Source organism: Pseudomonas sp. P4_C1 (genome assembly GCF_056402155.1).
In genome coordinates this window covers 1-13,806 of sequence record NZ_JBFUHY010000040.1, presented here as the reverse complement: position 1 = coordinate 13,806, position 13,806 = coordinate 1, and the positions used below count along the sequence as shown (strand labels likewise).

The window sequence follows — 13,806 nt, the reverse complement described above, 5'->3', positions numbered from 1 at the left end:
TCCAGTGCGATCCTTGTGGGAGCGAGCTTGCTCCGGGCGGCGTTCCGACGATGGCGTCAGAGTGGCCGCAACAAATTCCGACACCGTTTGTCAACTATTTACAAAGCTTGCTAACTATTGCATTGACATTCGCTGCCTAGGCAGTAACATCTCGACATACATTCACTGCCTAGGCAGCTAATTGGTGGTCAGATGAAACATTTCTCTCCGGAAGATTTCCAGAATTGCCATCTCGGCCTGTTGCTCGGGCGCGCCGCGCTGCTCAAGGACCGGATCATCGACACCCACATGGAACCCCACGGCATTACCGCCGCGCAGTTCAAGGTGTTGATCATCATGGCCCAGTTCGGCGTCGATTCGCCGGGCGAGTTGTGCCGTCACCTGTCCCTCGACAGCGGCTCGATGACGCGCATGCTCGATCGCCTGGAACAGAAAGGTTTCCTTGCCCGCCAACGCTCCGAGGCGGATCGCCGCCAGGTGCAGTTGGTACTGACCGAAGAAGGGCAGAAGCTGGCCGACCGCCTGCCGCACATCGGCGCCGAAGCCATGAATGAACTGGCCGGTGCAATCACTCCAGAAGAATTGAAAACCCTGGAGCTGATCCTGAAGAAAATTCTGGTGGCAGCCGGTGACTCGATCACCCTGCTGCGGGTAGGTGACAAATGAGCAGTAACCCCTTGCGTACCGGCCTGAGCCTGGTGCTGTTGGCCATGAGCCTGGCCGGTTGCGCCAGTTACAGCGGCCTGAAAACCGAAGGCGTCAACCTCGATGCGAAGAGCCTCAAGGCCGGGCAATCCCTTGGCGGCGTGACCCTGTCGCCAGCCGCCTGGCCGAAAAGCGACTGGTGGAAAAGCCTCGGCGACCCGCAACTCGACGGTCTGATCCGCGAGGCCCTGCGCGACAGTCCGGACATGCAGATCGCCGACGCCCGTGCCCATCAGGCCAGCGCTGCCGCTTCCGCAGCCGACGCCGAGCGGATGCCGACCCTGGATGCCAGCGCCGGTGTCAGCCGCTCTCGCCTGGCCCGAGACCAGGACCCGCGCGGGCAGGGTGATGCATACGCCACCATTCGCAACATAAGCACCGGTTTCAATTACAACTTCGACCTGTGGGGTGGCCAGCGCGATGCCTGGGAAGCCGCTCTGGGCCAGGCTCGTGCCGCCGAAGTCGACCAGCAGGCCGCGCAACTGACGCTGGCCGCCGATGTCGCCCGGGCCTACAGCGATCTGGGGCAGGCGCACATCGTCTATGACCTGTCCAGCGAAGACCTCAAGCGCACCCGACAAATGCTCGAGCTGAGCCAGCGGCGCCTGACTGCCGGGATCGACAGCCAGTATCAGTTCCAGCAGACCGAAAGCCTCGAAGCCACATCCCAGGCCAATCTGATCGATGCCGAAAAACGCCTGAACAGCACGAAAATCGCGCTTGCGGTGCTGCTCGGCAAAGGTCCGGACCGAGGCAATGAAATTGCCCGTCCGAACATTCTTCAGCCGAGTGCGGTAGCGCTACCTTCAGTGCTGCCGGCCGAGTTGCTCGGGCGTCGCCCGGACCTGGTGGCCGCGCGCTGGCGGGTCGAGGCGGCGAGCAAAAACATCGATGCCGGCAAGACCCGGTTCTATCCCAACTTGAACCTCAGCGCCGCTGCCGGTGCCGAATCCCTGTTGGGCGATGCGATGTTTGGTTCGGCCAGCCGCTTCTTCAACATTGCACCGACGATCTCTGTGCCGATTTTCGACGGTGGCCGCCTGCGCGCCGACCTCGATTCGCGCGACGCCGATTACGACCTCGCCGTGGCGCAGTACAACAAAAGCCTGGTGAAGGCGCTGGGGGATGTCAGTGACAGCATCAACCAGCTGCGTGATATCGGCCGGCAGATCGCTGCCCAACAGCACGCCACCGACATCGCCCAGGATTCCTACAACACCGTGGTCCAGCGTTACGGTTCCGGCATCGGCAACTACCTGGACGTGCTCAGCATCGAGCAGCAATTGCTCCAGGCCCAGCGTCAGCTGGCCAACCTGAATGCCGAGCAGATTGACCTGTCGATCCAGTTGATGCAGGCGCTGGGCGGCGGATTCCAGCCTGAGGCCATCGCCTCGGCCAACGCCACGCCAGCCACGCTGACCCACTAATTCAAGGTACTTGTCATGGCCACTGCCGATACAACTCAACCTCCTGAAAACACCCAGGGCAACCCCAATTCGGGCAAGCGCAAATTCATGCTGTTGATCCTGGCGGCCTTCGTCGTGCTGAGCGGCGCGGGCGTCTGGGCCTACCACGAATTCTACGGGCGCTGGAGCGAAAGCACCGACGACGCCTATGTGAACGGCAACGTGGTGGAAATCACGCCGCTGGTCACCGGCACCGTGGTCAGCATCGGCGCCGATGACGGCGATCTGGTCCATGAAGGCCAGGTGCTGGTGAACTTCGACCCGAACGACGCCGAAATCGGGTTGCAAAACGCCCAGGCCAATCTGGCGCGCACCGTGCGTCAGGTGCGCGGCTTGTACAGCGATGTGGATGGCATGAAAGCCCAGGTCAACGCCCAGAAAGCCGAAGTGCAAAAGGCCCAGGACAACTTCAGCCGACGCAAGAATCTCGCCGCTGGCGGGGCGATTTCCCAGGAAGAGCTGTCCCACGCCCGCGACGACCTGACCTCGGCGCAAAACGCCCTGGCCAACGCCGAACAAAGGCTCAAGACCACCAGCGCGCTGGTCGATGACACCGTGGTTTCGTCGCACCCGGACGTGATGGCCGCCGCCGCGCAATTGCGTCAGGCCTACCTGAACAACTCGCGCAGCGTCCTGATTGCACCGGTCACCGGTTATGTGGCCAAACGCTCTGTACAGCTTGGTCAGCGTGTACAACCGGGTACCGCGCTGATGGCGGTGATTCCGCTGGATCAGCTGTGGATCGACGCCAACTTCAAGGAAACCCAGCTGCGTGACATGCGTATCGGTCAGCCGGTGGAGATCGAAACCGACCTCTACGGCAGCGACGTGAAGTACAGCGGCACCATCGACAGCCTCGGCGCCGGGACCGGCAGCGCATTTGCCTTGCTGCCGGCGCAGAACGCCACCGGCAACTGGATCAAGATCGTGCAGCGCGTGCCGGTGCGAGTCCACGTCAATGCCGAGGAGCTGGCCAAACATCCGCTGCGGGTCGGTTTGTCGACCATGGTCGATGTGAACCTGCGCGATCAGAGCGGGCCGGTGCTGGCGCAACAACCGCCGCAGAAGGCTTCGTTCAGCACCAACGTCTACGACCGTCAACTGGCCGAGGCCGACGCGATGATCACCCAATTGATCCACGACAACAGCGCCGCGGTCAGCAAGACCGCGCAACGCTGATATGCCAATCCGTCATCACACTGACCTCTGTGGGAGCGAGCTTGCTCGCGATAGCGGACTGACATTCAACATCAATGTCGACTGAACCGACGCAATCGTCGGAACGCCGCCCGGAGCCGGCTCGCTCCCACAGGGTTAGCTGCGTCTGTAACAGGCGCAGTACCAATTCTGCTCCAAAAAAATCAGCTCCAAAGGATTCGCGATGAGCAATAACGCGTCTTTCACGCCACCCAGCCTGCTGCTCAGCACCATCGGCCTGTCGCTGGCGACCTTTATGCAAGTGCTCGACACCACCATCGCCAACGTGGCGTTGCCGACGATATCCGGCAACCTGGGCGTGAGTTCGGAGCAGGGCACCTGGGTCATCACTTCATTCGCGGTGAGTAACGCCATCGCCCTGCCGCTGACCGGTTGGCTCAGTCGCCGTTTTGGCGAGGTGAAACTGTTTGTCTGGGCGACACTGCTGTTCGTGCTGGCTTCCTTCCTCTGCGGGATTTCCACCTCGATGCCGGAGCTGGTGGGCTTCCGGGTACTGCAAGGGGTGGTCGCGGGGCCGTTGTACCCGATGACCCAAACCCTGTTGATCGCGGTGTATCCCCCAGCGAAACGAGGGATGGCCCTGGCGCTGCTGGCGATGGTCACGGTGGTCGCGCCGATTGCCGGGCCGATCCTTGGCGGCTGGATCACCGACAGCTACAGCTGGCCGTGGATTTTCTTCATCAACGTGCCGATCGGACTGTTCGCGGCATGGGTGGTGACCCAACAGATGAAAAAGCGCCCGGTGGTCACCAGCCGCCAACCGATGGATTACGTCGGCTTGATCGCGCTGATTATCGGCGTCGGGGCTTTGCAGATCGTGCTCGACAAGGGCAACGATGCCGACTGGTTCGAATCCAGCTTCATCGTGATCGGTTCGGTGATCTCGGTGGTGGCCCTGGCGTTCTTCGTGATCTGGGAAATGACCGACGAACACCCGGTGGTCAACCTGCGCCTGTTCGCCCATCGCAACTTCCGTTACGGCACCATTGTGCTGATTCTGGGCTATGCCGGGTTCTTCGGAATCAACCTGATCCTGCCGCAGTGGCTGCAGACGCGCTTGGGCTACACCGCGACCTGGGCCGGTTTTGCCGTGGCACCGCTGGGGATCCTGCCGGTGCTGCTGTCGCCGTTTGTCGGCAAGTACGCGCCGCGATTCGACATGCGCGTGCTGGCGGGCGGGGCGTTCCTGGCCATCGGCCTGAGCTGTTTCATGCGCGCAGGTTTCACCAATGAAGTGGACTTCCAGCACATCGCCATGGTGCAGCTATTCATGGGGATTGGTGTGGCGCTGTTCTTCATGCCGACCTTGACCATCCTGCTCTCGGACCTGCCGCCGAGCCAGATTGCCGACGGTTCGGGGTTGGCGACGTTCTTGCGGACCCTGGGCGGTAGTTTTGCGGCGTCGCTGACCACCTGGATCTGGATTCGTCGTGCCGATCAGCATCACGCCTACCTGACCGAAAGCATCACCCCGTTCGATCCGGCGACCCGCGAAGCGCTGACCCATCTGGGCGGGGCAGGGGCCAGGGCCTATACGCAACTGGAGCAAACGGTGATCAGCCAGGCGTACATCATGTCCACGGTGGACTACTTCACCTTGCTGGGCTGGATGTTCATGGGGCTGATATTGATTGTGTGGCTGGCCAGGCCGCCGTTTACTGCCAAGGCGGGGCCTGCGGCTTCAGCGGGACACTAAACACCGCACAACCCCTGTAGGAGCGAGCCTGCTCGCGATAGTGGTGGATCAGTCAACAGAGATATTGAATGTTAATCCGCTATCGCGAGCAGGCTCGCTCCTACAGGGGTTTGTGTTTGGTAGTTAGTTCGCGGGTGCAGCCAGTTGTGGTGGCGGAGTGAAATCAAAGGGCGCCAGGGCAAACCCTTGCTCATCCACCTGTAACGCCCACCCTTGGCGATCCCAATCCCCCAGCACAATGCGCCGGGCCGCTTGCTCACCTAGCTGCAATTTGTGAATCGCGGGACGATGGGTATGCCCGTGGATCAAGGTCTTCACGCCGTACACCTGCATGATCCGTGGAATCTCTTCGGGCGTGACATCGACGATGTCGTTGGCCTTCATCCGTGTTTGTGCACGGCTTTCACTGCGCAGCTTGCGCGCCAGCTTGTGCCGGGTGCGCAGCGGCAGGTGCCGCAGGATAAACAGGGTGACCGGGTTGCGCAGGTAGCGACGCAGCTTCATATAGGCTTCGTCGCGGGTGCAGAGGCTGTCGCCGTGCATCAGCAGCACCGGCTCGCCGTTGAGTTGCACGACACTCGGATCTTTCAACAAGGTGCAGCCTGCCTGTTTGCAGAACGCCTTGCCGAGCAGGAAGTCGCGATTGCCGTGCATCAGAAAAATGGCCGTGCCGCTGTCGCTGAGGTCGCGCAGGGCCTGGCAGATGGAACGCTGGAAGGGTGTCATGGCGTCGTCGCCAATCCATACCTCGAAAAAGTCGCCCAGAATGTACAACGCACTCGCCGAGCGGGCGCGTCCGGCGAGCAAATCCAGAAACGCCCGGGTGATGTCCGGGCGCTCCTCTTCCAGATGCAAGTCTGAAATCAGCAATATCACTCAATGATCTCGGCTTTCTCGATGATCACGTCGTCTGCCGGTACGTCCTGGTGGCCGGACTTGGAGGTGGTGGCCACGCCTTTGATCTTGTCGACAACGTCGGTGCCTGCGGTCACTTTACCGAATACCGCGTAGCCCCAGCCTTGAACGTTCTTGCCGCTGTGGTTCAGGAAGCTGTTGTCCGCCACGTTGATGAAGAACTGGGCGGAAGCCGAATGCGGTTCCATGGTGCGGGCCATGGCGACGGTGTACTTGTCGTTGGAAAGGCCGTTGTCCGCTTCGTTCTGGATGCTTGGACGCTTGTCTTTCTTTTCTTTCATGCCTGGCTCGAAACCGCCGCCCTGGATCATGAAGTTACCGATGACGCGGTGGAAAACGGTGTTTTCGTAGTGACCGGCTTTGACGTATTCGACGAAGTTGGCCACGGTGATCGGGGCTTTATCGGCGTTCAGTTCGAGGACGATGTCGCCGAAGTTGGTAGTCAGTTTGACTTGGGTCATGATCGTTACTCTTTATAAGGAATTCGTGGTGTTGGAACATCATGTCCCGCCACCGGTTCAGCCTGTTTTGGCCAAGGTGCGCAGTTTAGCGTGCCAGACGCGAATTTCGAGGCTGTTTTTTCATTTACGGCCTATTAAATGCGACGGTTTACAGAGTGCGCTCTGTCAGGCACTTGACAGCATCGGCTATGATAGCGGCTTTGTTTTGTCCGGCCTTCATTACGGCCACGCACTTGTACGTTCAAGGATCCTATGAGCAAGCCCACTGTCGACCCTACCTCGAATGCCAAGACCGGCCCTGCCGTGCCGGTCAACTTCCTGCGGCCGATCATCCAGGCAGACCTGGACTCGGGCAAGCACACGCAAATCGTCACCCGTTTCCCGCCTGAACCCAACGGCTACCTGCACATCGGTCACGCCAAGTCGATCTGTGTGAACTTCGGCCTGGCCCAGGAGTTCGGCGGCGTCACGCACCTGCGTTTCGACGACACCAACCCGGCCAAGGAAGACCAGGAATACATCGACGCGATCGAAAGCGACGTCAAATGGCTGGGCTTCGAGTGGTCCGGTGAAGTGCGCTACGCCTCGCAATATTTCGACCAGTTGCATGACTGGGCGGTGGAGTTGATCAAGACCGGCAAGGCCTATGTTGACGACCTGACCCCTGAGCAAGCCAAGGAATACCGTGGCAGCCTGACCGAGCCGGGCAAGAACAGTCCGTTCCGCGACCGCTCGGTTGAAGAAAACCTCGACCTGTTCGCCCGCATGAAGGCCGGCGAGTTCAAGGACGGCGCACGCGTGCTGCGGGCCAAGATCGATATGGCCTCGCCGAACATGAACCTGCGCGACCCGATCATGTATCGCATCCGTCACGCGCACCACCACCAGACCGGCGACAAGTGGTGCATCTACCCGAACTATGACTTCACCCACGGTCAGTCGGACGCCATCGAAGGCATCACCCACTCGATCTGCACCCTGGAGTTCGAAAGCCATCGTCCGCTGTACGACTGGTTCCTCGATAACCTGCCAGTACCGGCGCACCCGCGCCAGTACGAGTTCAGCCGCCTGAACCTGAACTACACCATCACCAGCAAGCGCAAGCTCAAGCAGCTGGTCGATGAAAAACACGTCAATGGCTGGGACGACCCGCGCATGTCCACGCTGTCGGGCTTCCGCCGCCGTGGCTACACGCCGAAATCGATCCGCAACTTCTGCGAAATGATCGGCACCAACCGTTCCGACGGCGTGGTCGACTTCGGCATGCTCGAATTCAGCATCCGCGACGACCTCGACCATAGCGCCCCGCGTGCCATGTGCGTGTTGCGTCCGCTGAAAGTCGTGATCACCAACTACCCGGAAGGCCAGGTCGAGAACCTCGAACTGCCGTGCCATCCGAAAGAAGACATGGGCATGCGCGTTCTGCCATTCGCCCGTGAGATCTATATCGACCGTGACGACTTCATGGAAGAGCCGCCGAAGGGCTACAAGCGCCTGGAACCGGCCGGTGAAGTGCGTCTGCGTGGCAGCTACGTGATCCGCGCCGACGAAGCGATCAAAGACGCAGATGGCAACATCGTCGAACTGCGTTGCTCGTACGATCCGGACACCCTGGGCAAGAACCCGGAAGGTCGCAAGGTCAAAGGCGTGGTCCACTGGGTGCCGGCTGCTGCCAGCGTCGAGTGCGAAGTGCGTCTGTACGATCGTTTGTTCCGCTCGGCCAACCCTGAGAAGGCCGAAGACAGCGCCAGTTTCCTGGACAACATCAACCCTGATTCGCTGCAGGTACTCACCGGTTGTCGTGCCGAGCCTTCGCTGGGCAATGCACAGCCGGAAGACCGTTTCCAGTTCGAGCGTGAAGGTTACTTCGTCGCCGATCTCAAGGACTCGAAACCAGGTCAGCCGGTATTCAACCGTACCGTGACCCTGCGTGATTCGTGGGGCCAGTGATTCAAGGAACATAAAGTGCTTACGATCTACAACACGCTCACCAAGAGCAAAGAAGTTTTCAAACCGCTGGATGGCAACAATGTGCGCATGTATGTCTGCGGGATGACCGTGTACGACTACTGCCACATTGGCCATGGCCGCAGCATGGTCGCGTTCGACCTCGTGACCCGCTGGTTGCGGTTCAGCGGTTACAACCTGACCTACGTGCGCAACATCACCGACATCGAAGACAAGATCATCAATCGTGCCCGCGAGAACGGCGAGCCGTACGACGCGTTGACCGAGCGCATGATCACCGCGATGCACGAGGACGAGGCGCGCCTCAACATACTCAAACCGGATATGGAGCCACGTGCCACGGATCACATCCCTGGCATGCTGAGCATGATCCAGACCCTGATCGACAAGGGTTACGCCTACGCGCCAGGCAATGGCGACGTGTACTACCGCGTCGCCAAGTTCATGGGCTACGGCAAGCTGTCGCGCAAGAAGATCGAAGACCTGCGCATCGGCGCACGCATCGAAGTCGACGAGTCCAAGCAGGACCCGCTGGATTTCGTGCTGTGGAAAGCCGCCAAGCCGGGCGAGCCGAGCTGGGAATCACCGTGGGGCGCCGGGCGTCCGGGCTGGCACATCGAATGCTCGGTGATGTCGACCTGCTGCCTCGGTGAGACTTTCGACATTCATGGCGGCGGCAGCGACCTCGAGTTCCCGCACCACGAAAACGAAATCGCCCAGAGCGAAGCGGCCACCGGCAAGACCTACGCCAATGCGTGGATGCATTGCGGCATGATTCGCATCAATGGCGAGAAGATGTCCAAGTCCCTGAACAACTTCTTCACCATTCGCGACGTGCTCGACAAGTACCACCCGGAAGTCGTGCGTTACCTGCTGGTGTCGAGCCACTACCGCAGCGCCATCAACTACTCGGAAGACAACCTCAAGGACGCCAAGGGCGCCCTGGAGCGTTTCTACCACGCGTTGAAAGGCCTGCCGACTGTCGCGCCTGCCGGTGGCGAAGCCTTCGTCGAGCGTTTCACCCAGGTGATGAACGACGACTTCGGCACGCCGGAAGCCTGCGCGGTGCTGTTCGAGATGGTCCGCGAGATCAACCGCCTGCGCGAGAGTGATCTGAACGCAGCGGCCGGTCTGGCAGCCCGTTTGAAAGAACTGGCCAGCGTGCTGGGTGTGTTGCAGCTCGAGGCCGATGACTTCCTGCAGGCCGGTGCCGAAGGGCGCGTGGATGCCGCTGAAGTCGAGGCGCTGATCGCTGCGCGCCTGGCGGCACGTGCCGGCAAGGACTGGGCTGAATCCGACCGCATCCGCGACCAACTCACCGCCATGGGCGTGGTGCTGGAAGACGGCAAGGGCGGCACGACCTGGCGTCTGGCGGACTGATAGTTTTGCTTGTTACAGACAAAACCCGCCTAGTGCGGGTTTTTGTTTATGGGGTTGGACTCCAGGCTTGTGTTGACAGGGCTGACGCCTTCGCGAGCAGGCTCGCTCCTACATTGGATTTTCGTAATGTCTGAATGTGGTGTGCGACGCAGATCCCCTGTGGGAGCGAGCTTGCTCGCGATGGTCTCAAGCCAAACACCGCCAGTGCGGCCAACCTGTCATTCAGTCTGCCGCAACCGCTTGTAAAGGGTATTGCGGCTAACGCCCAGTCTGCGGGCGAGATACGAAATGTTCCCCCCAACCGCCTGCAACTGCCGGTTCAAATCCTCGGCATCATTCAGGTCCACGGCCAACGGCTCTGGCGCCTCCACCGGCTCCATTTCCAGATCGACAAAAAAATCATCCGGCAAATGTTCCGGTCGTACTGGTTGTTCTTCGGCCATCGCCAACGCCACCTGCATCACGCTGCTGACCTGGCGCAAATTGCCCGGCCATGGGTGGCGGTCGAACAGCTCTAATACTTCGCGGCTTAGGCCCGCCCACTGGCTCGGTTCGCGGTGCTGTTCCCACAGGCGCTTGAACAGAGCTTCTTTATCACTGCGTTCCCTGAGCGGCGGCAACTCCAGGGTCAAGCCGCCGATCCGGTAATACAGATCCTCACGAAACCGCCCCAACTGAACCTGCTCGCGCAGCACATGATTGGTTGCGGAAATGATGCGGATGTCCACCGGGAACAACTCACTGCTGCCCACCGGTTGCACGCAACGCTCCTGCAATACCCGCAGCAACCGCGCTTGGGTAGGCAGCGGCATGTCACCGATTTCGTCGAGAAACAGCGTGCCTTTGTCAGCCTTGCGGATCAGCCCGATGCTGCCTTTCTGGTTGGCCCCAGTGAACGCGCCTTTCTCATAACCGAACAACTCGGACTCCACCAATTCGGCGGGAATCGCCGCACAGTTGACGGCAATGAACGCTTGTTTGCTGCGCGAGCTGGCCTGGTGCAGTGCTTTGACGAACACTTCCTTGCCGACCCCGGTTTCGCCGTGGATCAGCAAGGGAATATCTTTTTCCAGCAAGCGCTCGGCCTGACGCACGGCCTTTTCCACGCGGCTGTCGCCGAAGTGCAGGGTGTTGAGGCTGATGGCCGCGGGAGCAGCTACAACCGGCTCGGCGAATACTCGGGGTTGAATTGATGCCTGTTTCGGCCGCTTCAACAGGCACTGGAAGCGGTTGCGCCCAGAGGTTTGCAAGGCGAAGGGCAGGCCTTCGGGCTGGTTCAGCAACTCCAGCAGCGAGACCTTGAACAGGCTTTCGACACTGACCCGCGACAGGCTGATGCCCAGCAGATTGTCGGCCCTGCGGTTCGCCGACAGCACCTGGCCGCTTTCATCGAAGATCAGCAACCCCGCCCACTGGCTGTCGAGGTTGTTCAGGCCGGTATTGAACGTCAACTGGAAATGCTGGCCATGGAACAGGTTGAGGATCAGCCGGTTTTCCACGGTCTGGCTCATCATCTTGACCATGCCCAGGGTGTGGGAGGGTGGCAGGTAGCTGTCGCTGGACACGTCCAGCACCGCGATCACCTTGCGCTCGGCATCGAAAATCGGCGCGGCGGAACCGGTCATGAAGCGGTTGGCCTTGAGGAAATGTTCGTCGTGCTCGATGTGTACCGCTTGTTCACAGGCCAGGGCGGTGCCAATGGCGTTGGTGCCGCTGCAGCGCTCCATCCAGCTGGCGCCGGCGCTGAACCCCCGGGCCAGTTTGGGTTCGATAAAGCGCTGTGTACCCCACGACGTGAGCACCTGGCCCTGATGGTCGGCGAGCATGATCAGGCAATTGGAGTTGCTCAGGATGTTCTCGTAGTAGGGCAGCACTTCCTGGTGGGTGGTTTGCACCAGTGAATGCTGGCTCTCCAGCAATTGCGCAATTCCCGCGGCCGGCAATTGGTTGAATGCCGGCGCGCTCTGATGGCTGAGGCCAAACGCGCGGCAACGGGACCAGGAGTCCTGGATGATCGCTTCGTGGGACAGCGGCGATGCGGGTGCGGCCATGGCAGTCGATCTCTGAATCAGCATTCTTATTGTTTTTATGGGGTAACGCCGATCCCTGTAGGAGCGAGCTTGCTCGCGATGTACTTGAGAGCGCCGCGTTTATGCAGGCAGCCCTCATCTCCGTTAACGTCCATCGCGAGCAAGCTCGCTCCTACAGGGGGGCGTGAACAATCCATAGATTGTTGTTCACTATTGTTCACTGTCAATGGGTGAACTGTTCAATTGTTCATTTCAGATTGTTCATTTGTGTTCAGCAACGAACGTTGTTCTGCCGTCCTCCCCGGAAATTTCAAGCGCAATCAATAACTTGAATTTTTTGGCACGGATGTCGCTTTATCGCTCCAGTCGCTTGACTCCAATAATAAAAAGGCCGAGCCATGTCACTCACCCTGGAGCACGTCAGCCGCACCGTCGAGGGCCAGATCTGGATCGACGATGCCAACCTGAGTTTTGAACCCGGTTCCTTCAACGTTTTGCTGGGTCGCACCTTGTCCGGCAAAACCAGCCTGATGCGCTTGATGGCCGGTCTGGACAAGCCCGACAGCGGCCGCATCCTGATGAACGGCGTCGATGTCACCCAGCGCCCGGTGCGCTTGCGCAACGTGTCGATGGTGTATCAGCAGTTCATCAATTACCCGACCATGACCGTCTTCGAGAACATCGCCTCGCCGCTGCGTCAGGCCGGTGTATCCAGCGAGCTGATCCAGAGCAAGGTGCTGGAAACCGCGAAGATGCTGCGCATCGAGAAATTCCTCCAGCGCCATCCCCTCGAACTCTCCGGCGGCCAACAACAGCGTACGGCCATGGCCCGGGCGCTGGTCAAGGACGCCGAGCTGATCCTGTTCGACGAGCCACTGGTCAACCTCGACTACAAGTTGCGCGAAGAGCTGCGCCAGGAAATGCGCGAGCTGTTCAAGGCGCGCCACACGATTGCCATCTACGCCACCACTGAACCCAACGAAGCCCTGGCTCTGGGCGGTACCACGACCATTCTTCATGAAGGCCGGGTGATCCAGAGCGGCAAGTCCTCCGAGGTTTATCACCAACCGCAATCGGTGCTGGCGGCCGAGCTGTTCTCCGAGCCGCCGATCAATCTGATGCCGGGGCGCATTGCCGGCAACGAAGTCAGTTTCGCCAATTTCGTGCACTTTCCGTTAAACGTCGATCTGCGGCCGGTAGGCGAGGGCGAGTTCCGTTTTGGCGTGCGCCCCAGCCATATTTCGCTGGTGCCAAGCAACGACGATGACCTTGAGCTGGCAGTGACCGTCGAGGTGGCCGAGATCAGCGGTTCGGAAACCTTCCTGCACGTGCGCAACGAGTATTTCCTGCTGGTGCTGCACTTGCCGGGTGTTCACGAATACGACGTCGATGCGCCGATTCGCATCTATATCCCGACCCATAAACTGTTTGTGTTCGATATGCAGGGGCGGCTGGTTCAGGCGCCTGGTCGCCGCATTGCGAGGGTTGCCTGATGGCCGAAATCCGTTTGCAGAACCTCGCCCACAGCTACTCCAAAACCCCGGTGGGACCTGAGGACTACGCGATCCGTGAAATGGATCACATCTGGGAGCAGGGCGGTGCTTATGCGCTGCTCGGGCCTTCGGGGTGCGGCAAGTCGACCTTGCTCAACATCATTTCCGGGTTGCTCAGCCCGTCTCAAGGGCATGTGCTGTTCGACGGCAAAGCGGTCAATGATCTGACTCCCGAGAAGCGCAACATCGCCCAGGTTTTCCAGTTCCCGGTGGTCTACGACACCATGACGGTGTTCGATAATCTGGCCTTTCCGTTGCGCAATCAGGGCATGGTCGAAGCGAAAATTTACAGCAAAGTGCAGGAAATCGCTGAAGTCCTCGACCTCCAGGCACTGCTGTACAAGAAAGCTCGCAACCTCACCGCCGACGAAAAACAGAAAGTCTCCATGGGCCGCGGGCTGGTGCGCGGTGCGC

11 protein-coding genes are annotated in these 13,806 nt (G+C 60.1%); 8 read left to right on the top strand and 3 right to left on the bottom strand.

Going from position 1 to position 13,806, the window contains the following annotated elements; translation table 11 throughout:
* The first annotated feature begins 192 nt into the window (after nt 1–192).
* From AC1DU9_RS19535 to AC1DU9_RS19520, 4 genes are all read left to right on the top strand, one after another.
* Nucleotides 193–666, top strand: a complete 474-nt coding sequence (locus AC1DU9_RS19535) for a MarR family winged helix-turn-helix transcriptional regulator (protein ID WP_477810654.1) — start codon at nt 193–195, stop codon at nt 664–666.
* Nucleotides 663–2,132 (top strand): efflux transporter outer membrane subunit, encoded by a 1,470-nt coding sequence (locus tag AC1DU9_RS19530; protein WP_223461522.1) that lies wholly within the window; start codon nt 663–665, stop codon nt 2,130–2,132. The genes AC1DU9_RS19535 and AC1DU9_RS19530 overlap by 4 nt, the downstream gene beginning before the upstream one ends.
* A 15-nt stretch (nt 2,133–2,147) precedes the next feature.
* The gene (locus AC1DU9_RS19525; RefSeq protein WP_223461524.1) at nt 2,148–3,350 is read left to right on the top strand and encodes an HlyD/EmrA/EmrK family protein; all 1,203 of its coding nucleotides are present in this window, start codon (nt 2,148–2,150) and stop codon (nt 3,348–3,350) included.
* 202 nt (nt 3,351–3,552) lie between these two features.
* Nucleotides 3,553–5,085, top strand: a complete 1,533-nt coding sequence (locus tag AC1DU9_RS19520) for a DHA2 family efflux MFS transporter permease subunit (protein ID WP_477810653.1) — start codon at nt 3,553–3,555, stop codon at nt 5,083–5,085.
* Nucleotides 5,086–5,208: 123 nt separating this feature from the next.
* Here the strand turns inward: AC1DU9_RS19520 and lpxH are convergent, their stop codons facing one another.
* Nucleotides 5,209–5,961 carry a UDP-2,3-diacylglucosamine diphosphatase gene (lpxH, locus tag AC1DU9_RS19515; RefSeq protein ID WP_223461526.1) on the bottom strand — a complete coding sequence of 251 codons (753 nt, stop codon included), beginning with the start codon at nt 5,959–5,961 and terminating at the stop codon, nt 5,209–5,211.
* Nucleotides 5,958–6,461: a peptidylprolyl isomerase gene (locus AC1DU9_RS19510; RefSeq protein WP_008053603.1), complete on the bottom strand. Its 504-nt coding sequence runs from the start codon at nt 6,459–6,461 to the stop codon at nt 5,958–5,960. The genes lpxH and AC1DU9_RS19510 overlap by 4 nt, the downstream gene beginning before the upstream one ends.
* Nucleotides 6,462–6,713: 252 nt before the next feature.
* Here AC1DU9_RS19510 and AC1DU9_RS19505 point away from each other — a divergent pair, with 252 nt between their 5' ends.
* Both AC1DU9_RS19505 and cysS read left to right on the top strand, forming a co-directional pair.
* On the top strand, nt 6,714–8,411 hold the full coding sequence (locus AC1DU9_RS19505) for a glutamine--tRNA ligase/YqeY domain fusion protein (RefSeq protein WP_477810652.1): 1,698 nt from the start codon (nt 6,714–6,716) through the stop codon (nt 8,409–8,411).
* Nucleotides 8,412–8,426: 15 nt separating this feature from the next.
* Nucleotides 8,427–9,809, top strand: coding sequence for a cysteine--tRNA ligase (gene cysS / locus AC1DU9_RS19500; protein ID WP_223461530.1), 1,383 nt, complete (start codon nt 8,427–8,429; stop codon nt 9,807–9,809).
* Between the two features lie 218 nt (nt 9,810–10,027).
* On the opposite strand, the gene AC1DU9_RS19495 is transcribed toward cysS, so the two are convergent.
* On the bottom strand, nt 10,028–11,860 hold the full coding sequence (locus AC1DU9_RS19495; RefSeq protein WP_477810651.1) for a sigma-54-dependent Fis family transcriptional regulator: 1,833 nt from the start codon (nt 11,858–11,860) through the stop codon (nt 10,028–10,030).
* A gap of 377 nt (nt 11,861–12,237) precedes the next feature.
* On the opposite strand from AC1DU9_RS19495, the gene AC1DU9_RS19490 reads away from it, so the two are divergent.
* The gene (locus AC1DU9_RS19490; RefSeq protein ID WP_223461534.1) at nt 12,238–13,332 is read left to right on the top strand and encodes an ABC transporter ATP-binding protein; all 1,095 of its coding nucleotides are present in this window, start codon (nt 12,238–12,240) and stop codon (nt 13,330–13,332) included.
* Nucleotides 13,332–13,806 (top strand): ATP-binding cassette domain-containing protein (locus AC1DU9_RS19485; RefSeq protein ID WP_477810650.1); only part of this gene is annotated, 475 nt, incomplete at its 3' end. The genes AC1DU9_RS19490 and AC1DU9_RS19485, both read left to right, overlap by 1 nt.